This window comes from Halorhabdus sp. BNX81, assembly GCF_029229925.1.
In the GTDB taxonomy this organism is placed as follows: domain Archaea; phylum Halobacteriota; class Halobacteria; order Halobacteriales; family Haloarculaceae; genus Halorhabdus.
Window position 1 is genome coordinate 576,505 of record NZ_CP107254.1, and the last position, 26,603, is coordinate 603,107.

The 26,603-nt window shown below is 64.3% G+C and carries 27 protein-coding genes and 1 tRNA gene; 16 read left to right on the forward strand and 12 right to left on the reverse strand.

The window, feature by feature from the left end; genetic code table 11:
- Positions 1-4: 4 nt before the first annotated feature.
- The 5 genes from HBNXHr_RS02740 to HBNXHr_RS02760 all read right to left on the reverse strand — a co-directional run bounded on the left by HBNXHr_RS02740 (position 5) and on the right by HBNXHr_RS02760 (position 4,312).
- Positions 5-1,180 (reverse strand): MFS transporter, encoded by a 1,176-nt coding sequence (locus HBNXHr_RS02740; protein WP_275883076.1) that lies wholly within the window; start codon positions 1,178-1,180, stop codon positions 5-7.
- 201 nt (positions 1,181-1,381) lie between these two features.
- Positions 1,382-1,663, reverse strand: coding sequence for a DUF2795 domain-containing protein (locus HBNXHr_RS02745; protein WP_275883077.1), 282 nt, complete (start codon positions 1,661-1,663; stop codon positions 1,382-1,384).
- A gap of 1,012 nt (positions 1,664-2,675) precedes the next feature.
- A complete protein-coding gene (locus tag HBNXHr_RS02750) occupies positions 2,676-3,179 on the reverse strand; it encodes a type IV pilin N-terminal domain-containing protein (RefSeq protein ID WP_275883078.1) in 504 nt (167 codons plus the stop codon).
- Between the two features lie 4 nt (positions 3,180-3,183).
- Positions 3,184-3,699 carry a type IV pilin N-terminal domain-containing protein gene (locus HBNXHr_RS02755; RefSeq protein ID WP_275883079.1) on the reverse strand — a complete coding sequence of 172 codons (516 nt, stop codon included), beginning with the start codon at positions 3,697-3,699 and terminating at the stop codon, positions 3,184-3,186.
- A gap of 540 nt (positions 3,700-4,239) precedes the next feature.
- Positions 4,240-4,312: transfer RNA gene (locus tag HBNXHr_RS02760), tRNA-Gln, on the reverse strand.
- 207 nt (positions 4,313-4,519) lie between these two features.
- On the opposite strand from HBNXHr_RS02760, the gene HBNXHr_RS02765 reads away from it, so the two are divergent.
- Complete coding sequence (locus tag HBNXHr_RS02765; RefSeq protein WP_275883080.1) at positions 4,520-5,203, forward strand: helix-turn-helix domain-containing protein; 684 nt, start codon at positions 4,520-4,522, stop codon at positions 5,201-5,203.
- Between the two features lie 91 nt (positions 5,204-5,294).
- A complete protein-coding gene (locus HBNXHr_RS02770; RefSeq protein ID WP_275739260.1) occupies positions 5,295-5,438 on the forward strand; it encodes a hypothetical protein in 144 nt (47 codons plus the stop codon).
- Here HBNXHr_RS02770 and HBNXHr_RS02775 read toward each other — a convergent pair.
- Positions 5,433-6,200 carry a hypothetical protein gene (locus HBNXHr_RS02775; protein WP_275883081.1) on the reverse strand — a complete coding sequence of 256 codons (768 nt, stop codon included), beginning with the start codon at positions 6,198-6,200 and terminating at the stop codon, positions 5,433-5,435. The two genes, HBNXHr_RS02770 and HBNXHr_RS02775, sit on opposite strands and share 6 nt — an antisense overlap.
- Before the next feature lie 100 nt (positions 6,201-6,300).
- On the opposite strand from HBNXHr_RS02775, the gene HBNXHr_RS02780 reads away from it, so the two are divergent.
- Positions 6,301-6,900, forward strand: a complete 600-nt coding sequence (locus tag HBNXHr_RS02780; RefSeq protein WP_275883082.1) for an IMP cyclohydrolase — start codon at positions 6,301-6,303, stop codon at positions 6,898-6,900.
- A 95-nt stretch (positions 6,901-6,995) separates the two neighbouring features.
- On the opposite strand, the gene HBNXHr_RS02785 is transcribed toward HBNXHr_RS02780, so the two are convergent.
- Positions 6,996-7,664 (reverse strand): hypothetical protein, encoded by a 669-nt coding sequence (locus HBNXHr_RS02785; RefSeq protein WP_275739266.1) that lies wholly within the window; start codon positions 7,662-7,664, stop codon positions 6,996-6,998.
- Positions 7,665-7,775: 111 nt separating this feature from the next.
- On the opposite strand from HBNXHr_RS02785, the gene HBNXHr_RS02790 reads away from it, so the two are divergent.
- A complete protein-coding gene (locus HBNXHr_RS02790; protein ID WP_275739268.1) occupies positions 7,776-8,168 on the forward strand; it encodes a helix-turn-helix domain-containing protein in 393 nt (130 codons plus the stop codon).
- A gap of 15 nt (positions 8,169-8,183) precedes the next feature.
- Here the strand turns inward: HBNXHr_RS02790 and HBNXHr_RS02795 are convergent, their stop codons facing one another.
- Together HBNXHr_RS02795 and HBNXHr_RS02800 are read right to left on the reverse strand one after the other, a co-directional pair.
- On the reverse strand, positions 8,184-8,888 hold the full coding sequence (locus HBNXHr_RS02795; RefSeq protein WP_275883083.1) for a queuosine precursor transporter: 705 nt from the start codon (positions 8,886-8,888) through the stop codon (positions 8,184-8,186).
- The gene (locus tag HBNXHr_RS02800; protein WP_275883084.1) at positions 8,878-9,054 is read right to left on the reverse strand and encodes a ribbon-helix-helix domain-containing protein; all 177 of its coding nucleotides are present in this window, start codon (positions 9,052-9,054) and stop codon (positions 8,878-8,880) included. Before HBNXHr_RS02800 ends, HBNXHr_RS02795 begins: the two co-directional genes overlap by 11 nt.
- Before the next feature lie 96 nt (positions 9,055-9,150).
- On the opposite strand from HBNXHr_RS02800, the gene HBNXHr_RS02805 reads away from it, so the two are divergent.
- Both HBNXHr_RS02805 and HBNXHr_RS02810 read left to right on the forward strand, forming a co-directional pair.
- Positions 9,151-9,717 carry a flavodoxin domain-containing protein gene (locus HBNXHr_RS02805; protein ID WP_275883085.1) on the forward strand — a complete coding sequence of 189 codons (567 nt, stop codon included), beginning with the start codon at positions 9,151-9,153 and terminating at the stop codon, positions 9,715-9,717.
- A gap of 95 nt (positions 9,718-9,812) precedes the next feature.
- The gene (locus tag HBNXHr_RS02810; RefSeq protein ID WP_275739276.1) at positions 9,813-11,021 is read left to right on the forward strand and encodes an inorganic phosphate transporter; all 1,209 of its coding nucleotides are present in this window, start codon (positions 9,813-9,815) and stop codon (positions 11,019-11,021) included.
- 81 nt (positions 11,022-11,102) lie between these two features.
- Here HBNXHr_RS02810 and HBNXHr_RS02815 read toward each other — a convergent pair whose 3' ends face one another.
- Complete coding sequence (locus HBNXHr_RS02815) at positions 11,103-13,283, reverse strand: twin-arginine translocase subunit TatC (protein WP_275883086.1); 2,181 nt, start codon at positions 13,281-13,283, stop codon at positions 11,103-11,105.
- 129 nt (positions 13,284-13,412) lie between these two features.
- On the opposite strand from HBNXHr_RS02815, the gene HBNXHr_RS02820 reads away from it, so the two are divergent.
- The 3 genes from HBNXHr_RS02820 to HBNXHr_RS02830 all read left to right on the forward strand — a co-directional run bounded on the left by HBNXHr_RS02820 (position 13,413) and on the right by HBNXHr_RS02830 (position 16,059).
- Complete coding sequence (locus tag HBNXHr_RS02820) at positions 13,413-15,176, forward strand: twin-arginine translocase subunit TatC (RefSeq protein WP_275883087.1); 1,764 nt, start codon at positions 13,413-13,415, stop codon at positions 15,174-15,176.
- Between the two features lie 138 nt (positions 15,177-15,314).
- The gene (locus tag HBNXHr_RS02825) at positions 15,315-15,728 is read left to right on the forward strand and encodes a MarR family winged helix-turn-helix transcriptional regulator (RefSeq protein WP_275883088.1); all 414 of its coding nucleotides are present in this window, start codon (positions 15,315-15,317) and stop codon (positions 15,726-15,728) included.
- Between the two features lie 115 nt (positions 15,729-15,843).
- On the forward strand, positions 15,844-16,059 hold the full coding sequence (locus HBNXHr_RS02830) for a hypothetical protein (protein ID WP_275883089.1): 216 nt from the start codon (positions 15,844-15,846) through the stop codon (positions 16,057-16,059).
- A gap of 152 nt (positions 16,060-16,211) precedes the next feature.
- Here HBNXHr_RS02830 and larE read toward each other — a convergent pair whose 3' ends face one another.
- A complete protein-coding gene (gene larE / locus HBNXHr_RS02835; RefSeq protein WP_275883090.1) occupies positions 16,212-17,057 on the reverse strand; it encodes an ATP-dependent sacrificial sulfur transferase LarE in 846 nt (281 codons plus the stop codon).
- Between the two features lie 413 nt (positions 17,058-17,470).
- Between larE and HBNXHr_RS02840 the strand changes: the two genes are divergently transcribed.
- The 4 genes from HBNXHr_RS02840 to HBNXHr_RS02855 all read left to right on the forward strand — a co-directional run bounded on the left by HBNXHr_RS02840 (position 17,471) and on the right by HBNXHr_RS02855 (position 22,909).
- Positions 17,471-18,502 (forward strand): LLM class flavin-dependent oxidoreductase, encoded by a 1,032-nt coding sequence (locus HBNXHr_RS02840; protein ID WP_275883091.1) that lies wholly within the window; start codon positions 17,471-17,473, stop codon positions 18,500-18,502.
- A 101-nt stretch (positions 18,503-18,603) separates the two neighbouring features.
- Positions 18,604-20,403, forward strand: coding sequence for a PAS domain S-box protein (locus tag HBNXHr_RS02845; protein WP_275883092.1), 1,800 nt, complete (start codon positions 18,604-18,606; stop codon positions 20,401-20,403).
- A 147-nt stretch (positions 20,404-20,550) separates the two neighbouring features.
- Positions 20,551-20,778 carry a DUF2892 domain-containing protein gene (locus tag HBNXHr_RS02850; protein WP_345799499.1) on the forward strand — a complete coding sequence of 76 codons (228 nt, stop codon included), beginning with the start codon at positions 20,551-20,553 and terminating at the stop codon, positions 20,776-20,778.
- 136 nt (positions 20,779-20,914) lie between these two features.
- Positions 20,915-22,909, forward strand: a complete 1,995-nt coding sequence (locus HBNXHr_RS02855; RefSeq protein ID WP_275883093.1) for a helix-hairpin-helix domain-containing protein — start codon at positions 20,915-20,917, stop codon at positions 22,907-22,909.
- Positions 22,910-22,931: 22 nt separating this feature from the next.
- Here HBNXHr_RS02855 and HBNXHr_RS02860 read toward each other — a convergent pair whose 3' ends face one another.
- Complete coding sequence (locus tag HBNXHr_RS02860; RefSeq protein WP_275883094.1) at positions 22,932-23,639, reverse strand: TOBE domain-containing protein; 708 nt, start codon at positions 23,637-23,639, stop codon at positions 22,932-22,934.
- Positions 23,640-23,726: 87 nt separating this feature from the next.
- Between HBNXHr_RS02860 and HBNXHr_RS02865 the strand changes: the two genes are divergently transcribed.
- The 3 genes from HBNXHr_RS02865 (at position 23,727) to HBNXHr_RS02875 (ending at position 26,594) form a co-directional block, all read left to right on the forward strand.
- Positions 23,727-24,710 (forward strand): extracellular solute-binding protein, encoded by a 984-nt coding sequence (locus HBNXHr_RS02865; RefSeq protein WP_275883095.1) that lies wholly within the window; start codon positions 23,727-23,729, stop codon positions 24,708-24,710.
- A gap of 112 nt (positions 24,711-24,822) precedes the next feature.
- Positions 24,823-25,575 carry an ABC transporter permease gene (locus tag HBNXHr_RS02870; RefSeq protein ID WP_345893719.1) on the forward strand — a complete coding sequence of 251 codons (753 nt, stop codon included), beginning with the start codon at positions 24,823-24,825 and terminating at the stop codon, positions 25,573-25,575.
- On the forward strand, positions 25,572-26,594 hold the full coding sequence (locus HBNXHr_RS02875) for an ABC transporter ATP-binding protein (protein ID WP_275883097.1): 1,023 nt from the start codon (positions 25,572-25,574) through the stop codon (positions 26,592-26,594). The genes HBNXHr_RS02870 and HBNXHr_RS02875 overlap by 4 nt, the downstream gene beginning before the upstream one ends.
- Positions 26,595-26,603 lie beyond the last annotated feature (9 nt).

Genomic DNA, 26,603 nt, shown 5'->3' on the forward strand with positions numbered 1-26,603 from the left:
CGACTCAAGCGTCCGCGGCCCACGGCTGTCCGTCAGCCATCCGATAGACGCTTCTCGCCGCCACCAGCGCGATCGCGATCTCGAGTCCGCCGGCGGTCAGGAACGCCGCGAGAAAGCCGTAGCGATCGGTGACGACGCCGCCGACGAGAAAGCCCGAGAGCATGCCGAGGCTGCCGAAGACGTTGAACCCGCCCATGGCCGCGCCGCGCTCGCTCGCCGGGACCAGATCGGTGACCAGGGCCATCGTCGCCGGCGCGACCGCCGCCCCGCAGACGCCGACGACGACCATCAACGCCGCCGCGAGGACGAACACCGGCGCGAGGCCGACGGCGATGATCGTGACGCCGTAAAGAAGCGACCCGACGACCACCGGGACAAACCGACCGACTCGATCCGAGAACTGTCCCATGTGGTACTGCAGGGCCGCGAAGGGCAAGAAGAACAGCGCCAGCGTCACGCCTGCCACTGCCGGCCCAACGTCGAAGGCATCGGTGAAGTACGCGACGCCAGTGAGCGCGAAGAAGCCGGCCGTCAGGCGATCGATGAACCCGAACGCGTAGGGCACGAACAGCGCCGGCCGACCGCGTAGCCGATCGAGAAGCGGTGCGAGTTCGATGCTACCCTCGGGCGTCCGGTCCGGGACCGTCGCCGCGAGCAGCGCTGCGCCGCCCAGGACGGCCGCACCGGCGTACAGTGGGGCCAGCGGGTCAACCGTGGACAGCAAGCCGCCAGTGGTCGATCCCAGCGCCGCACCGGACCCGATCGCGGCACCGGCAGCCCCCATGTTCCGCCCGTGGCCGCCTGTGAGGTCCATCAACTTCGTGATCGACAGCGAGAATGCGCCGATGGTGAACGCACCGCCGAGGACCCGTAGCGCCAGCACACCGCCGAAAGCCACGCCGAAGTCCGGTGCGAACGCCACGGCGAGGTAGCTGGCCGCGCCGCCCGCAGCGCCGGCGACGACCAGCGGCGTCCGTCGGCCGATGGCGTCGCTCGCCAGGCCCCACACGACCGCGACGCTGACGAACGCGCCGAACTCGGCGACCAGAAACCACGTCCGGGCCAGGATGGAGCTACCACCCCCTAAAGCGCGGACGACCTCCTCCAGGCCGGGATAGAGCAACACCTGCGAGACCAGTACCGCCCAGACGACGACCGCGAGACGCGTCCGCTCGGTCATAGGCGGTGTCCGGGTAACTGCCATCCGTCGTCGCGCTGCCCAGCACCGCTATCCGGGGCCGTCACAGCGGGCCAATCAGCCAGCACCCTCATCACCTGACTGGATGGGTCCGCCACGTTTCAATGGTCGGCCTCAACTCTTCCGGCGACGTGCCCGCCCCCACTCTTCTCCCCCGTCGGACCACGTCCGGGATCGATCGCGCTACAGCGACACTGGCTCGTACCACTCGGCGTCCGGGAGCGGTGGGTCACGATCGCTGTAGTACTTCCGGCCGATCGCCCCCTCGCTGACCGACGACAGCACCGTCTGGCGTGCCTCCCGCTGGCTCCGGAGCGTTCCGGCCTCACACCGATCGATGGCCTCGCCGACCGTCTCCTTGCCGGTCTGCAACGCCAGTACGTGATCCCCGCAATGCTCGACGACGTCCGCACACTTCGCCGGATATGACACGTCTTCGAGGGCTTGTTCGACATCGAGGTACATCACGACCCCGTTATGCGGGCGCGTTAATTGATACCATGCCATTATATAGTGGTCCTTTATATGTTCGTGTGACAGGACGGGTTCAAGTACCCGGATTGACCAGTGGGGATCGGCCTGTCCGCCGGGACGAACTCCACAGGTGGCCGTCATCCGGCGGCTGTTTGGTGTCTCTCCGCTGGTGGTCTCGCGATCCGCGGGAATCGGTGCCGTCCCGCGTGTACCCTCCATGGATGGCCGAGCGACGAGCGTTGTCAGACGGTGAAAAGCGCTTACAGGCCATCGACGCCGCAAAACGATCCACTCGTTTAACAGGCCTCTCCGCTCACTGTCGAAATGGGCCGGGACGCCCCCGTCCCCGGCCAGGATAGGTCTTGGACCTGTCTGGATCTCCATGCACGGTGGCGCGACGAGTTCGCCCCCCGAACTCGCCGCCCACCGCGTATCGACGCCGGGTTCGACCCCCTTCCCGGCATCCCCTTTCCCCTTTTCGTGAACTCATAGGGCGGTGTTCAGATAAGCACCGAGTAAGAAGCCTGTTTTCTCTGCTAATCAGCCAAATCCTGGCGGAATGAAAGGGCGAGCCAGTTTCGGGAACCCCGACGAAGTAAGCACTGCAGGGCGCGTAGCGCCCGAAGCGCGCAACGAGTCGCGGGACCGAAACTGGCGAGGGCTTTCAGAGTGGTTTCCATCTTTTCAGATCCTTATCTGAACACTATCACTCATAGGCGTGCCTGTTCTGGGCCTGTTGCTCGTTGACGGGAGTCGCCACTGTGTCTCCGAAGGGGTCGTGCCTGGGGTGCAGCCGGAATGTGACGTGGGTGTTCGGTCCTGTAGGGGATCGCACGCACGGGGAGGACACAACCATACTACTGCGAGCGGATAGACACGTATCGTGAGCAAGCCGACGTGTTTGCGCGTGCCTGCGGGAGGCTCGGCTACGCGATATGGGATACTTCGTCCGTTGCGAGCGTGTGAGAAAAAACCGCGAGAAAATAGATGCTACGGCGCTACGTCAGGGTTCGTAGGTGTTGATGACCTGGCTCTGGTCGCCTTCTGGGTCTTGCCAGATGAGTTCGACCGTCGCACCGGAGAGATCCAGCGTGTCCGGAGAGGCAGCACTCCAGTCGCTGCCCCCAGATGGGTCAAAGTCATTTTCGTCCATAACGACCTCATCTGAAGCGCCCATGTCGTCGGACCTACCCAAGTCGTCAGCAAAATTGAGATCGACATCCGAATTTGTCGTGTTGCCGACGCCACTAACGGAAAGCACGTATTCACTAGGCACGGCTTCTCCGCCGCCTTCATGCGTCAACGTGAAGCTATCGTGTCCCGTCGTCTGAATATCAAAGCTCGCGTCCCAGTTCGCGTTCGCGGGCGTACTCTCGCTTGGCCCCATGTTCATCACGAAGGTCGCGATCACTGCGGCCAGGATCACAGTAATCGCCACCATCAGGATTACGCCGATGACCGGCGAGACACCACGATCGTCGTCGAAGAGATAATCTTTCAGATTCATGGGTTTATGGCTCGTAGGTGTCGATAATTTGAGTCTGGTCGCCCTCAGGGTCTTCCCAGATCAGCTGAATCTCATTGATATCTGTAACTACACCACTATCCAGGTGAACATAGCTAGCGGGGAGATCCGCATCAGCGATTGTCGTAGAGCCACTCGCATTGAAGACTTTCACAGTATCTGATGCGGACATTTCGGAGCCTGAGCTGTAGCCATCAACGTCTGTAAATTGGATTGTTTCGGATGATCCGGCCACGTCAATTTTTAGCTTATATTCATCTACTGCAGCCGCACCACCACCTTCATGCGTCAACTGTGAGTAGATATCCACGTCACCCCCGGACGTGGCTTTTTCTTCACTCCAGTCCCAGTTCGCGTTCGCGGGCGTACTCTCGCTTGGCCCCATATTCATCACGAAGGTCGCGATCACCGCGGCCAGGATCACGGTGATCGCCACCATCAGGATGACCCCAATTACTGGCGATACGCCTGTGTCGTCGTCGAGTAGGGATTTCAAATCCATACAGTGATAGGATACACAACAGGGTATAAAAATCGGGACGGATCGTTTTGGGGTCGACAGGCTTTTTCAGCCCGTGTAATTACCGTCTCACTCCAGTATCACCGTCTGATAATGGCTCGCCGTATGGCGATTCAGTGAACAGACGCCCCGTGTTACACGATTGCTCCGGGTCGGCGGATTCGATCCGTGATTTTGCGGGGGTCTTGCTGGCATTGCACCGCCGAAAAATACTTTTGAACTTACAATTGGTGGTGTAACGACCATCTCCACCAGTCCGTCACCGGCAATGCTGCCGTGGTGGGTGCCGCCTGCTCAGGACGTCTGTTCGTCGCAGAAGTAGTCCTGGGAGGATTCGAACCGTCTGAAAGCTCGCTCCGCTCGCTTTCCGGGGTTCGAATCTCAGGGACATTTGCGACTCACGATGTTGTTCGTCGCAAAATAGTCCTGGGAGGATTCGAACCTCGGTCACTCCGCGCCGCTCCGTTCCCTGCTTCGAATCCTCGTAGATACTTCTCGCTCACGAGTTTGTTCGCGAGAAAGTAGTCCTGGGAGGATTCGAACCTCCGTCGAGGGCCCCAGAAGCCCGCATGATTGGCCACTACACCACAGGACTTCATCCGTGTATATCCGGTTGTCGTACTTGAGTTTTGCGAACCGTATCTCCCGTTAACCGACCGGGGCATATCACCTCCCGCCTGCCGCTACGCCCGGCGTCTCGACGTGTTCCTTTCGATGGCAATTCGCACAAGGAACCTCGAAGCCGGCGATTTCGGTCCGGACAGTCGAAATACGCTTGTCATTTCCCGCCCTACGCTGCGGCATGGATCGCCGGACCATCATCGCGGAACTCGACGTCACCTCCCCACGGGTTGTGCTCGGCCCGACGCTCGCGAGCGACTGCGACGTCACCGTCTATGCCGAACGGCTGCCCGTCTCCCACGAGGGGACGACCTGGTTTCACGTGACCGTCCTGGCTGCGGACTTCGACGCGTTCGAGGAGGTCCTCGCGACGGATCCGACTGTCGCCAACAGTGAGGTCTTCGCTGCCTACGGCGACCGGCGGACGTACCGGCTTACGATCGCGCCGGAGGTGCCGGTGCTGACCGAACACGTCGCCAGTTTCGGCGACGAACTGCTCGACCTCCGCTCGACGGCCGACGGCTGGCGCGTCCGCATTCGGACGACCGACCGCGGCTCGATTCGCGAATTTCTGGCGTTCTGTGCCGAGCAGGACATCGACTGCCGACTTGCTCGGGTCTTCGAAGCGAGCGATCCGGTCGGCGAGATGGCCGTGCCCGTCGAACGCGACGCCTTCGACCTTCTGGCGACCGCTTTCGACGCCGGCTACTTCGAGGTCCCACGCGAGACCTCACTTGCCGAACTCGCCGACCGCTTCGACGTCTCCGAGTCGACGATGTCCGTCCGACTCCGCCGGGCGCTGGGTCACGTCGTTGCAAGTCTCGTCGCCGCGGACGCATCTGCCGAGACGACTGACAGCGAGTAATCGGGTTTCGAGGCCACCGGCGCCTTGCTTATAAAGTCCGGAATATTTCGACAGAGATGGCATCCGATGGTACCGCCTACCATATACTGTCATGAAACGGAACGTAACTATCGATGCCCGTGGCGGCCAACACGATCGCCCTGACGTTCGGCTAACCGTCGAGATCGCCGGACGGCGACTCGTCTATGCGGAAAGCGATCTCGAGTCCGTCGGCTTTACCGCAAACGAGTTATAAGGAGACCTCTTCGAGCGAGTCGGATTCGGCGGTGACCTCCTGGTTGAACGCCGCGACGAAACCGGCGAAGTTCGGGGCGTGAGCGCGCAGGTCATGCGCCGAGGGGGGCTGATACTGTGAGAGGAGATAGATCCCGCCTTCGCCGCCGACCCGGAGGTAACTGGTCCGGCCGTCCTCCCACTTGAGTTCCCAGCGTGAGCCCCCGGAGCCGGAACTACCGCGTCTCGATCCGCCGGAGCCACCGTTGTCTGTCACGCGTGCCGAAAACGTCCCGTAGTCGCCGCCCTCGTAGCGCTGGAGCTGGCGCGCCATAGCGTCGGTCGCCTCGCGCATCTGGCCGAGGATCCGTTCGCGTTCCGCGACCACGCTATCGACCGATTCGATGGCGGGGAAGTCGCTGTTCACGTCGTCGAGCACGCCCGCGAGCGAGCGGACGTGGTCGTTGAACGCCGCCACGAACGCGTCGTAATCCGCCATCGCCGTTGCGAGGGCGTCCGGCTCGGGCGGTTGCTGGGTCGAGACGACGTAGACGTCCGCCCCCCGACCGTCGAAGCGGAGGTACTGGACGTCGCCGGCCTCGTATTTGAGTGTCCAGGTCCCCGCCTCCGTCTCGAAGTCCGCCTGGCCGTAGTCGCCACCCTGCAGTCGGGCGAGTTCGCGGGCGATCCGGCCGGCGTGTTCGGTGACTTCGGCGACCACCTCGTCGCGGCGCTCGGCGGCGGCCTCGGTCCCGACGATCTCGCTGTCCAGACCAGTCGTCATTGCCACTGGAGAGGAACTCAGAGCGGATAACGCCACCGAGTCCGATGCTGTCGATCGCGGAACCGACACCTACTTTCCGGTCTGCGTCTCAGGAGGGAACATGTACGTCGGACGATTCGTCGTCGTAGCCCCGGAGGTCGGCGCGTATCGCGTCTCCTCCCGCTCGTTTCCCAACCGCAAGGCCGTCGATCGCGACGGGACGATCACCGTCGCGCCGACGGCAGACGCCCCCGAGACGGACAACCCTTACATCTCCTACAACGCGGTCCGGCTGACCGACCGCGGCGCGGTGATCGGCAACGGCAGTCATGTCGATCCCATCGCCGAGAAACTCGCACTGGGGACGCCGGCCCGCGACGCCCTGGCCGAACCCCTCAAGGCGCTGGACTTCGAGAAGGACGACTACGACACGCCCCGGATCGCCGGCATCGTCGGCGTTAGCGAGGACGATCCCACTGCTGGCGAGGCCGGCGCAGCCATCGGGATCGTCCGTCGGGACGCGCTGGTGGTTGAGGCCGTCGAGGAGCCGACGCTCGTGGCGACCTACGAGCGTGACGACCCGGTCCCGTTCGAGCTCGGGGCGAGTGACGCCGCGGGCGCGGCGCGAGAACTCTACGACCACGAGTTCGAACACGCGGTCTGTGCGGCCGGTGTTTCCGGGTCGGCGGGCGACTACGAGACGGCGATCGTCAACGAGTGATCGACGGGTAGCGTCAGGTCCGTTTTTTCAGCGGTGTCGATACCACGTCAACCGGAGTCAGATCCGTCCCGGGCGACAATTCGGTAGTCACACATTCAGTCGAGACGATCAAGCGAGCCGTGGAGTTCCTCGTTTTGGATGTGGGTGCAAAACTGTGCACAGAGTCGACAACAGTCGATACCGTCAGTAAACGTTCGGACGCTGGTGTCCCAGCGAGCGTGCACGGATCCAAGCATCGCACTCCGCACTGATGGTTCGGTCGCGACCATGATCCGTCGCGTTCGCTCCGGTGGAATCGCATCTGTTGCAGGTCCGTACATATCATCTGTCGATAACAAATCTTCGAGAACACTCCCGATCTCGATGCCGACACCGAGGTTGTCACCGACCTGTGGGGCGATAAACACTATTGCATTGCTTGCCCGTGCAAAGGCGATACTCTGACTCGCTGCATCCATTTCATCGAGCGGGATCCCGACGTCAATAGCCAGAAACGCGTTGAAGCCACGTTCGCGCAGGCAGTCTCTCGTTTCTTCTAGGAGCCGCAGGACTTCGTCTTCGGCGTATTTACCACTGTCTTGGTCCCACGTGGCAAACGATGGGGCATCAGTTTTGACGTCGGCGTCAGACGGTAGCAACGAATCGACCTCGAACGTTCGGTATGGCCCCATCAGATAGACGAGAAACCGCTCTCTCCTGACCGGGGCGAGGGAGTCCGAGTCGCCGACAGCACGAGGAAGGTTCTCGATAATCCGCTGTCGCATTCGTGTTGAAATTACTTAATGATGGTATATAAATCTTCGTCTTTTCAAGAACTCTCTAGTCAAGAACGACTAAGTATGTGGCATCCGATTACTGAACTGAGACAGTTCCAAATGTCAGAGACTGATCGCCACCAGACAGACGAGGTTCGTCAGCCGGAGCCCCCGCTGCCGGAAGAGAGCGGATTGACGCTCGAGGAGTACCTCGCGATGCAACAGGCGATCGGCCACCAGACGCGGTTTCGAATCGTGCGCGCACTTGTCGCTAATGACGAACTGAGTGCCACCGACCTCAAGTCGACGGTCGAAGCCGAGCCCGGGAATTTCCACTACCACCTCGAGCAACTGGTCGACGTCGGACTCGTCGACAAACGGAAGCGACGAACTGCCGATAGCAAGGGATTTTTCACCTACTATCGACCGACAGCGATGGGTCGTGGCATCCTCGAGTATGGCGTCGAGGAGCTGATGCGGCGCGAACGCGAATTCGACGACGCCTACTCGTAGATGCCGTGAAAGTGATCAGTCGCTCGGGACGACGTTCGGCCCCACCTCGCGGTCCCGGACGAAATGGACGACCGCGTAGACGAACGGCGTGTCGAACACCGCGACGCCGATTTTGACGAGGTACTGACCGACGATCAACCCGGCGGCGTCACCCAGTGGTATCCCCTTGAAGAGGATGAAGGCGACGGTGATGAAGATGACCGTGTCGACGAACTGGCTCGTCGCCGTCGACCCGACGTTGCGCAGCCACAGGAGTCGGCCGTCGGTGCGGTCCCGAAGCCAGTGGAACGTGAAGACGTCGAGGTTCTGGCTGACGAGGTAGGCGAGCATGCTCCCGGCGACGACGCCCGTACTCGATCCCAGCACGCTGGCGAACGGTGACTGGTCGACGGGCGAGCCGACAAAGATGGGTGCTTCGATCGCGAGCCATACCAGCCCAAGCAGGACGAAGTTCATCGCGAAGGCGACGTTGACCAGTTTGGTCGCCTCGCTGCGGCCGTACAGTTCGGCGTAGCAGTCCGATGCGAAAAAGGTCACCGCGTAGGCGAAGGCGGCCGCGGGGACGATCAGCGTCGACCCCCTGAGCGGGATCGAGAACGGGATATCGATGCCGACGAGCTTACTCGCGGTCACCTGGGAGGTGATCAGCGCGGTCACGAAGACCGCGATCAGACCGAGCCGGGCCACCGGCAACGGCGGTGCGGATCGCTCAGTGCTCATCGGTCTGCCTCCCCTGGCGCTCGTCGATCTCGTCGAGTAGATCCAGTGTCTTCCGGATCGAGGCCCGGATCGCCTCCGAACGGTTGACGAACTTGCCGTCCTCGCCGACGTGATCGTCGAGATCCGAGAGCAGTTCCTGGGGCACTTCGACGCTTATCTTGGGCATACTGGGGACTTCTCTCAAGAATACTTTAGCCTCGCGGTTCGCTCGCGACACTCGTCACTCAGATATCTATTTACCCGCCGCAGTCGTAGATCCCCTATGCCAACTATTCTCGTGTGCTACGGAACCAGCGAGGGCCAGACCGAGACGATCGCCGAACGGATCGGCGACCGGCTCACCGAACGTGGCCACCGCGCGCCCGTCCGGAACGTGGCCGAGAACGACCTCGACCCGACCGGCTACGATGCCGTCGTGATCGGGTCGTCGATCCACATGGGGAGTCACCAGTCAAGCATCGAGGGGTTCGTCCGCGAAAACCGCGAGGCGCTCGCCGGTCGTCCGACGGGGTTCTTCCAGGTGTCGCTATCATCCGCCACCGACGACCCGGACCGGCGTGCCGAGGCCGCGGGCTACGTTGAGGACTTCGAGGACTCGACGGCGTTTCATCCGGACCGCGTCGGCCTGTTCGGCGGCGCATTGCGGTACTCGAAGTACGGGTTCCTCAAGCGGTTGTTGATGAAGCAGATCGCAAAGCGGGCAACGGGGGATACGGACACCTCGCGGGACTACGAGTACACTGACTGGGACGAGGTTGAGGCCTTCGCCGAGGACTTCGCTGCGTTCGTGGAGGGACGCCTCGGCGAAGCCCCGCCGCGGACCGAGTGAGCGGTCGCCCGCGAACCGGGGGTGTTGGCGACCGTGAGTTTGATACGAGAACCGACAGTATCTACTGACAGAGCGGACACGTTTCAGGTAGACAGATGGTCGAAGCACTTCTCGTCGTCGGGATCGTCATCACCGCGTTCGTCGCGTACAACATCGGCGGCGCGACGACCGGCCCAGCCTTCGGTCCCGCGGTCGGCGCGGGCGCGATCGGCAAGGTCGGCGCGGCCGCGCTGATGTCCGTTAGTTTCTTCGTCGGCGCGTGGACGATCGGCCGGGAGGTCGTCGACACGCTCGGGACGGAACTCGTCACCGATCCGACGATCTTCAGCCTGCCGGTCAGTATCACTGTCCTGTTTTTCATCGGCGGGGCGCTGTTGATCGGCAACCTCTCGGGTGCGCCCGCCTCGACGTCGATGACTGCCGTCGGCGCGATCGCGGGGCTCGGCATCGCCTCCGGGACGCTCGATCTCACCGTCGTGGGCGAGATCGTCTCCTGGTGGATCGTCTCACCGGTAATCGGCTTCTGGATCTCCGCGGTCATCGGCCGATACTTCTATACGCACCTTCGACGACTCATCGCGATCGATCAGTCCGAGGGACCACTGTTGACGCTCGACCGTGAGGGTGGGCTCCCCCGACCCGCTCCCGGCCCGAACACGTCCCGTCGTGAGATCGTCGGGACTGTCGTTCTCGTCGCGATCGGGTGTCTGATGGCCTTTAGCTCCGGGACGAGCAACATCGCCAACGCGATCGCGCCGCTGGTGGGTTCGAACGAGCTCAAGATGAACCCCGCTATCCTTCTCGGCTGTGCGGCCGTCGCCGTCGGGGCCTTCACGATCGCTCGCCGGACCATGGAGACGCTTGGCAACGACATCACCGATCTGCCGCTGACCGCGGCAATCGTCGTCGCTGTCGTCAGCTCGACGATCGTGATCGCGCTATCGGCCGCCGGCGTCCCGGCGAGTTTCGTCGTGATCGCGACGGTGAACATCGTGGGCCTCGGATGGGGGCGGGCGACCCGAGTCGTCAAGATCGAGGACGCTGTGGTCGGCGACGAAACCCCACCGGTGTCGGTCGGGGCGCTGGCTGCGGACGACGACGCCCCGACGGTGGGGAAACCGGAGCTGATCGAGGACGAACACGACCCGGAGCCGATCGGGGATGAACCTATGCAGGAATCTCCCGCCGAGTCGGACCTCTTCGATCCATCGACGACCGCACGGGTCCTGCTCATGCAGAATCTGGTCCCCGCCCTCGCGACGATCGCTTCCTTCGGGACGTTCGAACTGCTGTTTGTCGTCTGATACTCGGCTGACGTCGTTCCGGCAGGTATTCTGACCGCCGCTGGTCTCGGTGGCTCTTTTCGGCCGAAACGGGTTTGCCAGTCAGGTCGTCGCTGGGGTCAGTGGCCCCTTTCGTCTCCCGCCGAATGTATACAGCCAGAGGATGCCCAGCCCCAGGAGATACGAAAGCGATGCCGGAATCGCAACCAACAGTAGCGAGAACATCCCGCCGGGGGTGACCACCATCGCCAGCGCGAACAGCGCCAGGACGACCACGCGCCATCGGGCGGCCATAGTCTGATACGAGACGAGGCCGCCACGGTGAAACAGCAGCATCGTGACCGGAATCTCGGCGAGCAGGCCGATCCCCACAGTGGTGAACACCAGCAACCACCCGAAGGTATTGACCCGATACTTGACGACCATGTGTGCATCGATCGCGTCGGCGGCGAGCCACGACATGACTCTGGGTGCGATGAAGCTATACCCGATGTAACTTCCCAGGCCGATGCCGACAACGAGTGACCCGCCCCAGACCAGGAGCGTCCGTCGGTCACCGGTCACCCACTCGCGGTCTTTCAGGGCCGGCCAGACGTAATAGCAGACCAACGGGAGAATGGCCACCACGCCAAGCAGTGTGCTGACCTTGAGCTCGAACACGAGGTGCTCGACGGGATGCAACACGGCGATATCTCCCTGAGCGATCATATCGGCCGGGAGTCGCCGGAGGAAGTCCTTTCGGATGTAGTTGATGCCACCCATATAGAGTGCCCCGAACGCTGCGATAAACACCGCCATGAAGACGGCAACGAGGACGAACATCTTCGAGGTGAGTGACTCCAGAATGAACCGCAGATCGTAGTAGTACCCGCCGATATCGTCTTCGGTCGTTTCGTCTTCGGTGAACGCGTCGACGACTCCCGTTGCCGTACCCGAGACGATTCCCGAGTCGTCCGAGCTCTCTTCGTCAGCTTCGTCCGCGTTTTCCTCCTGTTGGGCACGCTCGTTGGCCTCGTCGAACCGTTCGAGGATGAGTTCGGCCTTCTCGTTGTTGCCGTTCTCTAAGGCCTGGTTGATGTAGCTGAGCGCCTCGTGCTCTTCGAGCGCTTCAAACGCTTCCGGTGGCGCGGCCTCGATCCCGGCCCGGTCGAGGTTTGTAAGATCGATCTCGGTTGGATCTCCCATCGTCGCCATCGCGATGCCGGCCTCCTGCTGTACTTGCTTGGCGACCGATCGATACCCGACCCAAGCGACCACGGGCACTGCAAGAGTGGCCGCGACCAGTGCCGCTGCGTACGACTCCGGGAGTCCCAGGGCGGTTCCGATCGTCGGGACCGGTCCGAGGTTGCCAGGAGCGATTGCGAGCCCCTCGTTGATCACACTTACGCCGCCCGCAGCGAAGAAGCCATAGACAACCGCAAAGGACGCGATCGCCGCCCCAGCGAGAACGTTCCACCGCTCACGGAGCGTGGCCGTCACGTTGACCTGCCCGCGTGATCGTTTGGCACCGACGACGAGTTTCGTGATCCGCAGACTGACGGCATAGAGCGCGACCAGCGGCGTCGCCCACATCAATTGTGTCAACGGTTCCGGTGGCGTAAACATCGCCCCTGCCGCATAGAGGCCCAACACGGCGTGCTTCCAGCGGTCCCTGAACGTCTCGTAGGGGACAATCTCGGCGTACGCGAGCGTACTCATCACCAGCGGGAGCTGGGCTGCGATGCCAAACGAAAGCGCCAGCAGGAAGATAAACTCGACCCACTTGACGATGTGATACGTCGGGACGAATCCGGCCTTGATCGCGTTTGACGCCAGAAAGCTGAACATGATCGGAAAGAAGACGGTATAGGAGTATGCGACCCCACCGACAAACAGCACTAGCGTGGCCATCACCAGCAGCACGAGCTTCCAGCGGGCAATCGGGGCCTGTGGCAACCAGCCCCGCCGTCTGAGCGCGTCACGCGAGAAATACAGGAACAACGGAACTGAAAACAGTGCGCCGACGATGAGCCCAATCTTCACCTGCAATAGAATGACATCGAACGGGGAAACGACGACGACGTTGGTTCCCTCGCGGACTTCATCAGTCATGCCCGCGAACAAATCCGCTTTGAGTCGATCCCACACGTACGTCTGCAGTATCCAGATCGTCCCCACGAGTCCGAAGACGAACGCGATAAAGACCTTCTGGATATCCTGCTGTGCAGACCGAAGCATCGCTCCCAACGTTTCTCGACCACTCGCAAGTGTGCGACGTGTACCGTCGTCGATCGCTCCGGACATCTTCGTTCGGGGGACTAACGAACTCGCCGTTATCAATTTATTCATCGACGTATCGGTCTGCCGGTGTGACTCCGTTCTGCGGACACGAAAAGAAGGCTTACAATAGGGGGGTGCAAACTCGCCGAAACGATGACCGACGGCGACAGTCCTGACGACGAGGACGACGCTCCGAATGGCGGCCATGATGCTGCCGACACCTCGAGCGATACCGCCGTCGATTCGGGCGACACCCGGGACGACGATACCGGAAGTCCAGCGGAACCAGACGATCAATCCGACGAGTCGACGGACGGTCCTGTCCCCGATGGGACCGACTCGGACCAAGCCGAACCTGCAACTGTCGAGGACACTGACGCCACCGCGGCCGATCGCGGTGATCGCTCCAGCAGCGCTGGTGAGGCAGTTTCCGATGGCGAGAGTGACACCGATTCGAGCCAACAACGCGAGGCGACAGCAGACGGCGACACGACAGACCAAGACAACGACCTAGCTACGGATCCCGAGGATATCGCGGCTGGGCCGACCGAACCGGTCGGGATCGAAGACGAACCGTCCCGTCAGGAGCCGCCACGGGAGACCTTCGACTCTGATCCCACCGAGACGACGGCCGAAAGCACAGCCCCGGATGACGAAGAAATGCCGCTGGCCGATCACATCGAGGAGATGGTCCGCCGGCTCGGCGTCGTGCTCGTGTTGATGGCTGGCGTCAGCGCCGTGGTCTTTCCCTTCGGCGAGCAGATCATCAACACCATCTGGTATTCGTTCCTGCCGGGAACCTTCGAACAGTGTCCGACGACGGGTTCGGTCGTGACTAATACGGGCGCGACGATCAGGCCGGCCTGTCCACGGGTGTACAATCCGCTTGCGACGATCCTCGCGCGATTCAAGGTGGCGACGCTGGCCGGGTTCGTCGTCGCGCTTCCGGCGTTTGTTTACGAGACGTACCTGTTCATGCGCCCCGGTCTGTTCCCCCGTGAGCGTCGGTACTATCTCGCTGCTGTGCCAACGAGTCTCGTGCTCGCCACGGTCGGGCTGGCCTTTGCCTACCTGCTTGTCCTCCCCGCGATCTTCACGTACTTCCTGTATTACTCCGAGAGCGCGGCGGACATCGCCTTTGGCTTGACAGAGACCTTCGACATTATGGTCCTGATGATGGGCTTTTTCGCTGCCATCTTCCAGATTCCACTGTTCATCATGCTCGCGATCATGATGGGTGTGACCTCCCGGCAGTGGCTGGCCGACCGCCGGTTGCTGTTCTGGGCGGCCTTCGGCGGGATCGCGTTCATCTTCAATCCTGACCCGACCGGGATGGCCCCGTTCATCGTCGCGGCGACGATGATCGCGCTGTTCGAGGGGACGCTTCTCCTGTTGTCCTGGACCGGCAGCGAAGGGCTGGTCCCCGCTCCGGATGCAGTGTCGGCTCGCCGACCCTACGCCTGGCTGCTCGCGGTGGTCACCGGCTACCTCGCCAGTGACGCCCCGCTTCCGGCGGGCTATTACGACCAACTCCCCGGATTCGTCACTGGCTTCATCGAGAGCAACGGTCTGGTCGGGATAACGCCGCTCGTCGTCGGTGGCGCACTCATTGCCGTCTACGAGGTCTTGACGGTGCTCCTGCGGCAGTATCTGCCGATGGGGCGGGTCAAACTGGCACTGTTTACCGGTCGTATATCGGTACTTCGGTTCCGTGCACCGGTCTGGCTCCTCTCAATTGTCGTTGGCTACTTCGCGAGTCCGGAGCCGTTCCTGCTCGATCGCGCGGGTGAGATCGCGCTCGCGCCGATCGAGGCGGCCGCGCTCGCCGGCGGGTTGATCGTCGCCTTCGAGATGACCCTCGCGATCTGGCGCTTCGTTCGGCCGGAGGAGGGCCAGCGTCTGCCCCTCGAGCGGTGATCGACTGCAGTCGGTTGGCCAACCGTCACGCAACTGTCCGACGATTGTGAGCGATGTTTTCGCGTCCCGGTCAGGCCAGTTACCGTGTGAACTGACCGAAATACTCTTATACTACAATTGACTACATTTGATTACAATATGCCGGTCCTCCTCAACGATCACGATTCCGACCTTACCCTTCGGCCAGGGACAACGAAGTCGGATATCGTCGCGTACCTCTATCGAAACCCCGAGTGGGGATATTCCCCGAAGGACATCACGGAATCCCTTGACATCCCGCGAGGGACCGCCACGACGACACTCAAACGGCTGTACGACGACGATTACGTCGGGAAAACCGACGACGGCTACTACCACGCCCTGAGCGAACGAGATGACATTCGACGGTATGTCTCTAGCCTTGAGCAGGCACATCGACTGTTCGGTCACCACCGCGATGCGGACGCCACGCCGGAAGCGCCCGAGAAACAGATCGCTGAAGACCGCACTGACGAGGAACTTGATGCCGAACTTGCGGCGTTAGAAGACGAGATCGGCGACAGCGATGAGTAAACTATCAGCAGGAGACGTGTGTTGGGCACAGGACCCGACGGGAGCTCATCCGAAGCGACCGATCATCGTACTCGCTCACGAGACACACCCGTTCAGTGCGACTGACTGTACGGTGATGTGTGTCGGGACGAGCGCCGGCAAGTACCAGCAAACGACACCAGAACTTGAAGACGAACATCTCAGGGACATCTCTTTCACCGACACGTCATATCTGATGCCGTGGGCGCTGTACACGATCCCACCGGGGACGATTAACGGACAGACGAGGGGAGAACTGACGGAAGAGGGGCGGAGACTCGTGAAGAAGTCACTCATCTCACTCATGCCGTGACTGGTGGGCAGTAAACCCGGCCACGGTTTGCGTGCAGTTTCCGACACACACCGGGAGTACGTCGCTCTCGCTGCTCGTTCCTCCCCGCTCGTAGTTTCCGAGGCCTCCCTTGGGTTGGCCTCGCCCTCGCTGCTCGCGGCTTCGCCGCTCGCTCATTCCGAGGGCTCGCTTCCCTCGCCCTCGCCAGGACTCACACTCCCCGTCCGATACCCCTCTAGATCCAGCGTGACGTGCTCGAAGCCCAGATCGCCGATGTGCTCGCGCGCCGCGGCAACGAACTCCGGATCGAGCGCCGCCTCGAGTTCGCCCTCGCCGACCTCGATCCGGGCGATGCCGTCGTGATCGCGGACGCGGAACTGCTCGAAGCCCCACGTCCGGAGGACGCGTTCGGCCTGTTCGATCCGGGTAAGTTTCTCCTCGGTGACCTCCAGGCCGGTCGGGATCCGGGAAGAGAGACACGCCATCGACGGCTTCTCGGCGACCGAGAGGTCGTAGTGGCGGGCGACTTCCCGGACCTCGTCTTTCGTGATGTCGTGCTCGAGCAGCGGTGAGGTCGCGTCGAGTTCCTCGACGGCCTGCAATCCGGGGCGGTGTCCCTCGCCGGGGTCGGCGGCGTTCGTCCCGTCACAGACGGTCTCGATCCCGAGTTCCTTCGCCCGGTCGTACATCGCGGAGAGGCGCATCGACCGGCAGTGATAGCACCGGTCGCCGTCGTTTTCGATGAACGCCTCGCTTTCGAGTTCGGAGAACTCGACGATATCGTGACGGATACCGATCTCCTCGGCGACACGCTTGGCTTCCTGCAGTTCGGCCTCGGGGAGCGTCTCGCTTCTGGCGGTGCAGGCGACCGCGTCCGCGCCCAGTGCGTCTTCGGCGATCGCGGCGACGACGCTCGAATCGACCCCGCCCGAAAATGCCACGAGGACGCCATCGCGCTCGGCCAGGTCGGCGCGGGCCGCCGCGAGTTTGTCCTCGACGGACCGCTGGGTGGATTCCATTACACCGCGGTACGGAATGGACGCGCAAAAGCCCGTTGTCCCGTGGTGGGGGTGGTCTTTGGTTAATCGAGTCACGGTTGGGAACAGCCAGAAAGCCCCACCCAAGGCCGGTTGGTCAGCCGGCATGGGCAGGACTGAAAGGGGCGAGGCGTGCGCGGCGGTGCAACCGCCGCGACCATTCAAGGCCGGCTCGCCGGCCTCGCGCTCGGCGACGGCGCGAACGGGCAAGCACTGTCGTCCGAGAGAGCGAAGCGCGCGACCGGCGCACCGAGCCGACCGCATCGGGGCATTCTGGCTGTTCCAGGCGATCCCTGCGAAACGACACACTACCCAGGGCGGGGCGACGGGACAGCCCCCGGCCACGAAACTGCCGGGAGCCCAACGGTTACCCCCCGGCGTCCCCGCCTTCCACTATGGATCTCTCGCTGGTCGATCTCTCGCCGGTCCCCGAGGGCGGCACCGCGACCGATGCCTACGCGAACACCGTCACCGCCGCGAAACAGGCCGAGGAACTCGGCTACTCGCGGGTCTGGGTCGCAGAACACCACGCCATGGGCGACACCCTCGCCGGAACCACGCCCGAGGTACTGCTCGGCCATCTCGCGGCCGAGACCGACTCGATCCGGCTTGGCTCGGGAGCCGTCCTGCTCAATCACTACAGCCCCTACAAAGTCGCCGAGGTTTTCGGCGCGCTCGACGGCCTCGCGCCGGGCCGAATCGACGCCGGACTCGGACGGGCCAACGGCTCGCCGGCTGCCGATCGCGCCCTCGGGACCGAGCGCCGGGTCGAGAACCCCGACGCCGAGCACCGCGAGAAGATCGAGTCCGTCGTCGCCCACCTCTACGACGCATTTCCCGACGACCACGCCTACAGCGACCTGAAAATCCCCCGCTCCGGCGAGGAGCCGCCGGTCCCGTGGGTGCTCGGATCGAGCCCGTCCAGTGCGAAAGTCGCCGGGCAACTCGGCTTGCGGTACTGTTTCGCGGCGTTCATCCGCCCGGGCTTCGCGACCCAGGCTTTCGAGACCTACCGCGAGCATTTCGAGCCCGCCGACAGCGACGGCGGCCTCGACGAACCCACGGGGATGGTCGCCGTCAACGCCATCGCCGCCGAGACCGACGCGCAAGCGGCGCGCAAGCGGGCGGTGGCCGAGGCGTCCTTCCAGCGGATGGCACGCGGGGTCGTCGGCTCGACGCCCTCAATTGAGGAAGCGATCGACGAACTCGGCGGCGTCCCGGACCCGACACCGGCCACCCTCGACCCTGGCGAGTGGCCGCGGGCCATCTCCGGGAGTCCCGAAACGCTGTCCGGGTTGCTCGAACAGCTGTCGGACCGGGTCGGCGTCGAGGAGGTCATGATCCAGCAGGTCGTCGCCGATCACGACGACGCGCTGCGCTCGCACGAACTACTGGCTACAGGGGTTGATCTCTCACCTCGCCCCTGACTGGAGCGGGCACATCGTCGGCTTGACGTGTGGCTTGTCACGGGCTCGCAAGTATACCGGCGGAAGGCAGAATTAAGCATATCTGGACCCTAGATATGGTAATGGAAACGGGTGACGCGATCGCTCGAAAAGCCTTCGAGAAGGCGGCCACCATCATGGTCGTCCTCGACGCTGACGGGGTCATCCAGCGCATCAACGACCGTGGGTGTCAGGTACTCGGATACGATCGGTCGGCCCTGCTTGGAGCAGACTGGTTCGAGACAGTCGTCCCTGCGGGTAGTGATGTCGATCTGGACGCTTTGCTTGGGGCCGTTCAGGGAAACGAGTCTGTCGACATCCACGAGAATACGGTCCGGACCGACGACGGCGAGATTCGATGCATCAAGTGGCACGTCACTGGCCTTCGGGACGACGCGGGGAACGTCACGGAACTGCTCGTCTCGGGATCGGACATCACCGAGCGCGAGGAGACCGAACGCCGGCTCCGCCGGTACGAACAGACCGTCGAGAGTTCGACCAATCAACTCGCAGTCGTCGACCGGGAGTACACCTACGAGTTGGCCAACCGAAACTACCGGCGATTCCACGGCCTGGGCGAGGAGATCCCGGCTGAACTGACGATCGCCGACGTCTACGGGACCGAAACCTTCGAAGCGATCAAGCCCGCCGTCGACCGGGCGCTGGCCGGCGAATCGCTGGCCTACGAGACCACGCGTCCCGGCCCGGACGGCGACGATCGCACGTTCGACGTCCGGTACTTCCCGCTCGTGGCTAACGACGACACGGTGGAGGGTGCCGTCGCCGCGTTGCGGGAGGTCACCGAACAGCGGGCACGCGAGCGCGAGCGTCGGGAAACCAGAGACACTTTCGAGGGCCTGTTCCACGGGATCAACGACGCCGTTTTCGTTCACGATTTCGACGGTCAGTTTCTCGCCGTCAACGAGACAGCCCGTGAGCGGCTCGGATACGACGAGGGTGAACTCCTCGGGATGACGCCCCAGGATATCGACGCCAGCGAACACGCGGACTCGATCGACGAGCGGATCGAAACGATCCTCGAAGAGGGGGAGCTGACCTTCGAGGCCGTCCACATCACGAAGGCCGGCGAGCAAATCCCTGTCGAGATCACGTCGAGTCTGGTGACGTACTTCGGCGAGGAGGCGATTTTGAGTGTTGCCCGGGACATCACCGACCGCAAGGAGCGAGAACGACAGCTCGAGCGAGAGGTCGATCGGCTCGCGGAGTTCGCCGGTGTCATCTCTCACGACCTCCGAAATCCGCTGAACGTCGCCCAGAGCCGGATCACGCTCGCGGCTGAGGAGTGTGACGAAGACCACGAGCACATCGCCCCTGTTGTCAACGCATTGGATCGCATGGAGACCATCATCGAGGACACGCTCATGCTTGCCCGGCAAGGCGAGACCGTCGGCGAGACCGAACCGGTCGCCATCGCGGACGTCGTCGGGCAATGCTGGGACGCGGTGGAGACTGCAGACGGGACACTCGAACTCGCGACGGAGTTCACGGTTCGTGCCGATCGTGATCGCCTCCAGCACGTTTTCGAGAACCTCTTCCGGAATGCCGTGGAACATGCTTCCAGGAGCCCTCACTCGTCTTCGACTCCCAGGGATGCGATCGAGCACGGTGGCGATGACGTGACGATCCGTGTCGGTCGGATCGGGGACGACGGCTTCTACGTCGAAGACGACGGCCCCGGAATTCCCGCGGCCGATTACGAGACTGTTTTCGAGCCTGGGTTCTCGATCCAGGACGAGGGAACGGGCTTTGGATTGACCATCGTCCGTCAGATCGCCGAGGCCCATGGGTGGACCGTTGACGTGACTGACGGGGCGGCCGGTGGCGCGCGCTTCGAGTTCACTGGTGTCGACATTGTCGAATGACCGGACTGGTGGTCACGTTCGAGTGATTCCACGGGCTGATCTGGGATGTCGAGCACACAGCGGCAAGTCAGCACGATGCTGGAGGGACTCTGCTTCTCGATATTGTCACAGCCACCCACAACAGGTAAATGGTCAGCCGCCGAACGTATGGGTACAATGGAACCAAACGTCGGCTCACTGGATCGAAGCGTCCGCATTGCGATCGGTATCGTCCTCGGGATCGTCGGGGCTGCCGTCTTCGCCGGCCCGCTGTCCAGTCTGGGAACGATCGTCGGCGCGATCGCGCTGGTCGCCGGGGCAGTCATGCTCGGGACGGGGCTGACCCGCCAGTGTATGCTCTATCGGCCGCTTGGCATCGACACCTGCGAACGATAGTTCCCGGCGGACACAGAACTATCGGACGAGCCGTGGCCGGAAACGAGACGGCCGTTCTCTCTCAGTGCTGGGGCAGTGACTGGGCGATCGGGCAGGACGTGAGGTTTTTTCTCACGGGGCGTCGAGACATCGATAGATGGACCTGACGGCGATCCCCGGCGTCGGCGAGAAGACCGCCGCATCGCTTGCCGAACTCGACGATCCAGCGGCGGCGATCGAGAACGGCGACGTCGCGGCCGTCGCGCGGGCACCCGGCATCAGTCAGGGTCGTGCCGCCCGGATCGTCCGCGCGGCGATCCGCGAGCGCCACGGCGACGCGGGCGAGTTCCTGGCGACGGCGCGCGCCCGGGAACTATACCAGTCTGTGCTGGACTTGCTCGAAGCCCGCACAGTGACCGACTACGCGGCTGCACGGCTCGAAACGCTGTATCCAAGCGCCAGCGACTCACGTATCGCGGAAGTCCGCGCCCTGAGCGAACGTGCGATGGAGCGCGATCCCGACGAAGCCGTCCTCGGGGTACTCGACGACGTCGAACCGCTCGAAAGACCGGGCGACGTCCGAGTTCGTGATCGATGTCTCGCGACGACAGACGGCGAGACCTACGCGCAAGCCCGCGAGGCGATCCCGGAGTTGAGCGTCGAAGTCGTCGAGGATAGCCGTGATCTGGCGGAACTCGCCCGCGGCTATGCGACAGTCGTAGCGCTCGACGATTCCTTCGCCGGTGTTGACGTCGAGGGAGACGTCCGCGTCGAACCGGATGCACTCGACGATCCGGCGTCAGTCGTGCCCGAGCGTCCGATCGCCTTTTTCGCACACAACCGCGACCGCATCCTCGCTGCGATCGCCGTCCACCGGACGGTTGCTCTCGACGCATCTTGTGACCTCGACACGCTCGAAGCCGCGCTGGATCGACTCGATGCGGAAGGGATGCCGACTGGCGACGACGAACTCCGGCGGCTTCAGACGGCTGTCGACGACCTCGACGCCGCCGTGAGCGAGGCCGAATCGGTCGCCAACGACCGCCTCCGGGAAGCGATCGAAGCGCAGGACGTCACCATCGAGGGGGCGGACCTGCTCTCGCTGGTCGAGCGCGGTGCGGGCGTCGACGAGGTGCTTTCGAGGGAACTGGCCGACGAATACGACGACGCCGTCGAAGCGGCCCGCGAGCACGTGATCGACACACTGGATCTGCGGGACGTCGCTGACATTGCGAAGCGGGCGTTCCCGGACGAACCCACGTTTCCGGTCGAGCGTGAGGAAAGCGTCGTCTCCCGGCTCCGGGAGGAGCTCACGACCGCCCGCGATCGGCGGGCCGAGCGGCTCAAGCGGGAACTGGCCGACGACCTGGCGTCGATGCGCGAACCAGCCGAAGCGCTCGTCGACGCCGCACTCGAACTCGACGTCGAACTCGCCATCGCCCGCTTGGCTGCCGATTTCGACGCCTCAATGCCCGACATCGGTGGCGATGGAATCACGATCGAGGGCGGGCGATCGCCGCTACTCGACGTGGACTTCGAGGACGTGGAACCGGTCGATTACGCGGTCGACGGCGTTCGCCTCCTCTCGGGGGTCAACAGCGGCGGGAAGACCTCGACGCTTGACCTGCTCGCCCTGATCGTGATCCTCGCGCACATGGGGCTGCCGGTGCCCGCCGAACGGGCCCGCGTCGGGCGGATCGACGCCCTCCACTACCACGCCAAGACCCAGGGGACGCTCGACGCCGGGGCCTTCGAGAGCACGTTGCGCTCCTTCGGCGAACTGGTCACCGACGCCGCAAGCGAGGGGGAGACGCTCGTGCTGGTCGACGAACTGGAGAGCATCACCGAACCTGGCGCGAGCGCGAAGATCATGGCCGGCATCCTCGAGGCGCTGGCCGAGCGCGACCAGACGGCCGTGTTCGTCTCCCACCTCGCCCGGGAGATCCGCGAGACGGCCGATCAGGACATCGGCGTCGACGGCATCCAGGCGCTGGGACTGGTAGACGGCGAGTTACAGGTCGATCGGACGCCCCGGAAGGACACGCTGGCGCGTTCGACGCCGGAACTCATCGTCGAGAAACTCGCGGAGGATGGTGGGGACGGCACTGGCGTGGCGGAGTTTTATGGCGACCTGCTGGCGAAGTTTGAGTAACGGGCCCGATGGCTCGCTCCGATCACCGCGGTACGGCCCGCGTCGCCGCTGCCTTGAACGCCGCGACGACCGCGACACCGGGTGAAAGCTCCAGGTTCGCGACGCTCGTCCGGGTGACGGTCACGCGCAGGCGAATATCCGACGCGACCTCGACGGTGACGTGGGCGATGGCTTCACCGTAGTCGATCGCCGCGACAGTGCCGTGAAACCGGTTGCGGGCGCTGGTGTCGGCGGCCGGCGGTGCCGTATCCGGGCGGTGAAGCGTGATCGCGTCCGCGCGAAAGAGGACCTGGACGGCCTCGCAGTCCTCGGCCAGCAGCGCGCGGACGGTCCCCGCGTCGGTTTCGACGGTGGCGAGTTCCCCCTCGCGGTCGAGGACGCGACCGTCGATGGCCACCTCCTCGGTCCGGGCCGAGTCGTCGAGGACGGCCTCCAGGCGCTCGAAGCGAGCAAGCAGCTCCCGGGCGTCCTCGGTCAGCCGGCTGCCACCCCCTCCCGAACCGCCGCGCCGGCGCTCGACGAGTCGCCCGACGGCCGACTCCAGATCCGTCAGGCGGGCGTGGGACCGCGAGTACGATCGGCCCAGCGCGTCGGCGGCGGCGTTCAGCGACCCCTGCTCGTCGATCGCCCGGAGGAGCGCGGCGTCCGCCCTGTCGAAGGCGACGCCGTCGATCCGGAGATGGGCCTCGAAGCCCGCATCCATGTCCCACCCTTCAAATGGACGGCCCATAGCCCTGTCGACCCGGTGTCGTTGCCTCGATTCCTGGGTTCGGGACAACCGTTATGTTCCTGCAGACACACCGCCGTTATGTCTTCGATGAAACAACGCGCGAAGGGGGCCGACGGGACCCGGACCAGTGGGAAATCTGTCCCCAGTGCCGTCGCCGGAACACACACGCGTCGGGGCATCCTGACCGGCGTGGCCGGGCTCGCGACGGGTTTGCTGGCCGGCTGTCTGGGGGGCGAGCGGACGGCATCGGTCCTGGCGGCCGGCAGTCTCGCGTCGGCCTTCGGTGAGACGGTCGGGCCGGCTTTCAAGCGGGAGCGGGGGTACGCCTTCGAGGGGGAGTACCGTGGTTCGAACGCCGTCATGCGGATGGTGGCCGACGGCCAGCGCAATCCCGACGCGGTCGTCAGCGCCGACGCGGGGTTGCTCCGGGAGCGTCTCCGGCCGGAGACGGCCGACTGGGACGTCGTTTTCGCGACCAACGCAGTGGTCATCGCCTACAACCCATCCACGCCGACCGGGTCCCGCCTGGCCGACGGCGAGCCCTGGCCGACCGTCCTGGCCGACGCCGACGCCGAAATCGGCCGGACGGACCCGGACCTCGACCCGCTTGGGTATCGGGCTGTCCAGCTGTTCGACCTCGCGGCGCGGTACTACGATCGCCCGGAATTGGCCGATCGACTGCGCGCGAACACGACGGTCGACCCCCAGGAGGCTCACCTGCTGGCGGCCGTCGAAACCGGCGACCGGGCGGCCGCCGTCGCCTACCGGAACATGGCTGTCGACCGCGACCTCCCGTTTCGCGACCTGCCGCCGGAGTTGAACTTCGCGGACCCCGCGCTCGCCGACCACTACGCCACCGCCACGTACACGACCGAGGAGGGCCGGGAGATCCGGGGGCGGCCGATCCGGTATAATGCGACTGTGCCCGCCGGCGCGCCCCGGCCCGAGGCCGGACGGGCGTTCGTCGGCTTCCTGGCGCGACGGCCCGACCTATTGGAACGGGCTGGCCTGGTCGTGCCGGCAGCGCTCCCACGGGCGAAGGGGGACCCACCCGGGGGTGTCGTGCCGTGAGTCGGGCCGTCCCGACCGGGGTGTGGTCGCCGTGAGTTACGCCGATCGGCTTCCCGCCTTGCCACCCGGCCGTGAGGAGTGGGGGTTCGACGCACGGAGACAGCGGGTTGGCCTGGCGCTGTTCGGTGCCGTCCTCCTCGCGGTGCTGGCGGTCCCGTTCGTCGGGTTCTTCGCCTTCGTGGGCGTCCCGGCCCCGGCGGCGTTCACGGACCCAGACGTCCTCTCGGCGATCCGGGTCTCGCTGCTGACGGCCCCTGTCTCGACGGCCATCGCGACGGTGTTCGGCGTCCCGCTGGCGTACGTCCTCGCCCGCGAGCAGTTCCCCGGCAAGCGGATCGTCGAGGCGCTGGTCGTGTTGCCGCTGGTCACGCCGCCAGTCGTTGGCGGGACGATGCTGCTGTCGGCCGTCGGCCGGTTCACGCCGCTTGGGCGGGCGACCGCCGCAGTCGGTCTCGACATCACGGGCGGGTACGCGGGCGTGATCCTGGCCCAGACGTTCGTCGCCGCGCCGTTCCTGATCGTGACCGCGCGCTCGGGCTTTGGGGCCGTCGACGAGGACCTCGAACGGGCCGCGCGCAACCTCGGCAAGGGGCCGCTGGCGACCGTCCGGGAGGTGTCGTTACCGCTCGCTCGCGGGAGTATCCTCGCCGGGATCGTCCTCACTTTCGCCCGGGCGCTGGGGGAGTTCGGCGCGACGATGATGGTCGCCTACCAGCCACACACACTGCCGACCCAGATCTGGGTGACGTACATTTCGGGCGGCGTCGAGGCGACAGCCCCACTGGTGATCGCACTGCTGGCTGCTGGGCTGGCGGTCGTCGCCACCCTGCAGTACGTCGGCGCGTCGATCGGGGTCGATCGATGACCCTACGCGTGTGCGATCTCCGGGTCGATTACCCGGCGACGGCCGTCGGCCCACTCTCGTTGACGGTCCCGCCCGGCGTGACCGCCGTGCTTGGTCCCTCGGGGACCGGGAAATCGACGCTGTTGTCGGCGATCGCTGGCTTCGAGGAGCACGGCGGGACGGTTATCCTCGACGGCGAGCGGCTGGACGGCCGCCCGCCGGAGGACCGAGCGGTCGGGATGGTCTTCCAGGACGGGGCGCTGTTCCCGCATCTGTCCGTCCGTGAGAACCTGGCTTTCGGTTCGAACGACGGGGACGACATCGAGACGGCGGCCAGCCGACTCGAAATCGACCACCTGCTCGACCGAGCTCCCGAGACGCTCTCGGGCGGGGAACGACAACGCGTCGCACTCGCCCGCACGCTCGTGGCCGATCCCGACGCGCTCCTGCTGGACGAACCGCTGTCGAGCCTCGATGCCCCCATTCGCCGGCGGCTACGCGTCGTGTTGCGCGAGGTGCTGGCCGATCTGGCGGTGCCCGTGCTCTACGTCACCCACGACAGACAGGAGGCGACGATCGTCGGCGACCGGCTGGCGGTACTGGTCGAGGGCGCGATCGTCCAGACCGGCCCGGTCGAAACAGTCGTCGAGTCGCCAAAGACACCACAGGCGGCCCAGTTTGTCGGCTACGAGACACTCATCGACGGGACCGTCGTCGAGCGGGGCGATGGCCGGGCAGTCGTCGATGTCGGCCCGACGACAGTTCGGGTTCCCGACGATGTCGGGGTCGACGAGGTGACGATAGCGGTCCGGCCCGCCGACGCGACGCTCGCGCCGTCGAATCCAGCAACGGCACTCGACTGCCGGGTCGTCTCGATCACCGCCCAGCACGGCGACGCGCTGGTCGATTGCGCCTGGCCCGGCGGCGATCCGATCCGGGCCCGGGTCGATCGGGCGGCAGTCGCGGACCTGTCGGCGGGCGATCGCTGCCGCGTCGGGATCGATCCCGAGGCGAGTCGGCTCCTCCCACAGGAGGGGTGAGCGGGCTCG

What these genes read in the sequence shown, in the direction of transcription:
- HBNXHr_RS02740 (WP_275883076.1), bottom strand. Translation starts at nt 1,180, where the DNA reads ATGACCGAGCGGACGCGTCTCGCGGTCGTCGTCTGGGCGGTACTGGTC.
- HBNXHr_RS02745 (WP_275883077.1), bottom strand. Translation starts at nt 1,663, where the DNA reads ATGTACCTCGATGTCGAACAAGCCCTCGAAGACGTGTCATATCCGGCG.
- HBNXHr_RS02750 (WP_275883078.1), bottom strand. Translation starts at nt 3,179, where the DNA reads ATGAATCTGAAAGATTATCTCTTCGACGACGATCGTGGTGTCTCGCCG.
- HBNXHr_RS02755 (WP_275883079.1), bottom strand. Translation starts at nt 3,699, where the DNA reads ATGGATTTGAAATCCCTACTCGACGACGACACAGGCGTATCGCCAGTA.
- HBNXHr_RS02765 (WP_275883080.1), top strand. Translation starts at nt 4,520, where the DNA reads ATGGATCGCCGGACCATCATCGCGGAACTCGACGTCACCTCCCCACGG.
- HBNXHr_RS02770 (WP_275739260.1), top strand. Translation starts at nt 5,295, where the DNA reads ATGAAACGGAACGTAACTATCGATGCCCGTGGCGGCCAACACGATCGC.
- HBNXHr_RS02775 (WP_275883081.1), bottom strand. Translation starts at nt 6,200, where the DNA reads ATGACGACTGGTCTGGACAGCGAGATCGTCGGGACCGAGGCCGCCGCC.
- HBNXHr_RS02780 (WP_275883082.1), top strand. Translation starts at nt 6,301, where the DNA reads ATGTACGTCGGACGATTCGTCGTCGTAGCCCCGGAGGTCGGCGCGTAT.
- HBNXHr_RS02785 (WP_275739266.1), bottom strand. Translation starts at nt 7,664, where the DNA reads ATGCGACAGCGGATTATCGAGAACCTTCCTCGTGCTGTCGGCGACTCG.
- HBNXHr_RS02790 (WP_275739268.1), top strand. Translation starts at nt 7,776, where the DNA reads ATGTCAGAGACTGATCGCCACCAGACAGACGAGGTTCGTCAGCCGGAG.
- HBNXHr_RS02795 (WP_275883083.1), bottom strand. Translation starts at nt 8,888, where the DNA reads ATGAGCACTGAGCGATCCGCACCGCCGTTGCCGGTGGCCCGGCTCGGT.
- HBNXHr_RS02800 (WP_275883084.1), bottom strand. Translation starts at nt 9,054, where the DNA reads ATGCCCAAGATAAGCGTCGAAGTGCCCCAGGAACTGCTCTCGGATCTC.
- HBNXHr_RS02805 (WP_275883085.1), top strand. Translation starts at nt 9,151, where the DNA reads ATGCCAACTATTCTCGTGTGCTACGGAACCAGCGAGGGCCAGACCGAG.
- HBNXHr_RS02810 (WP_275739276.1), top strand. Translation starts at nt 9,813, where the DNA reads ATGGTCGAAGCACTTCTCGTCGTCGGGATCGTCATCACCGCGTTCGTC.
- HBNXHr_RS02815 (WP_275883086.1), bottom strand. Translation starts at nt 13,283, where the DNA reads ATGTCCGGAGCGATCGACGACGGTACACGTCGCACACTTGCGAGTGGT.
- HBNXHr_RS02820 (WP_275883087.1), top strand. Translation starts at nt 13,413, where the DNA reads ATGACCGACGGCGACAGTCCTGACGACGAGGACGACGCTCCGAATGGC.
- HBNXHr_RS02825 (WP_275883088.1), top strand. Translation starts at nt 15,315, where the DNA reads ATGCCGGTCCTCCTCAACGATCACGATTCCGACCTTACCCTTCGGCCA.
- HBNXHr_RS02830 (WP_275883089.1), top strand. Translation starts at nt 15,844, where the DNA reads ATGTGTGTCGGGACGAGCGCCGGCAAGTACCAGCAAACGACACCAGAA.
- larE (WP_275883090.1), bottom strand. Translation starts at nt 17,057, where the DNA reads ATGGAATCCACCCAGCGGTCCGTCGAGGACAAACTCGCGGCGGCCCGC.
- HBNXHr_RS02840 (WP_275883091.1), top strand. Translation starts at nt 17,471, where the DNA reads ATGGATCTCTCGCTGGTCGATCTCTCGCCGGTCCCCGAGGGCGGCACC.
- HBNXHr_RS02845 (WP_275883092.1), top strand. Translation starts at nt 18,604, where the DNA reads ATGGAAACGGGTGACGCGATCGCTCGAAAAGCCTTCGAGAAGGCGGCC.
- HBNXHr_RS02850 (WP_345799499.1), top strand. Translation starts at nt 20,551, where the DNA reads ATGGGTACAATGGAACCAAACGTCGGCTCACTGGATCGAAGCGTCCGC.
- HBNXHr_RS02855 (WP_275883093.1), top strand. Translation starts at nt 20,915, where the DNA reads ATGGACCTGACGGCGATCCCCGGCGTCGGCGAGAAGACCGCCGCATCG.
- HBNXHr_RS02860 (WP_275883094.1), bottom strand. Translation starts at nt 23,639, where the DNA reads ATGGGCCGTCCATTTGAAGGGTGGGACATGGATGCGGGCTTCGAGGCC.
- HBNXHr_RS02865 (WP_275883095.1), top strand. Translation starts at nt 23,727, where the DNA reads ATGAAACAACGCGCGAAGGGGGCCGACGGGACCCGGACCAGTGGGAAA.
- HBNXHr_RS02875 (WP_275883097.1), top strand. Translation starts at nt 25,572, where the DNA reads ATGACCCTACGCGTGTGCGATCTCCGGGTCGATTACCCGGCGACGGCC.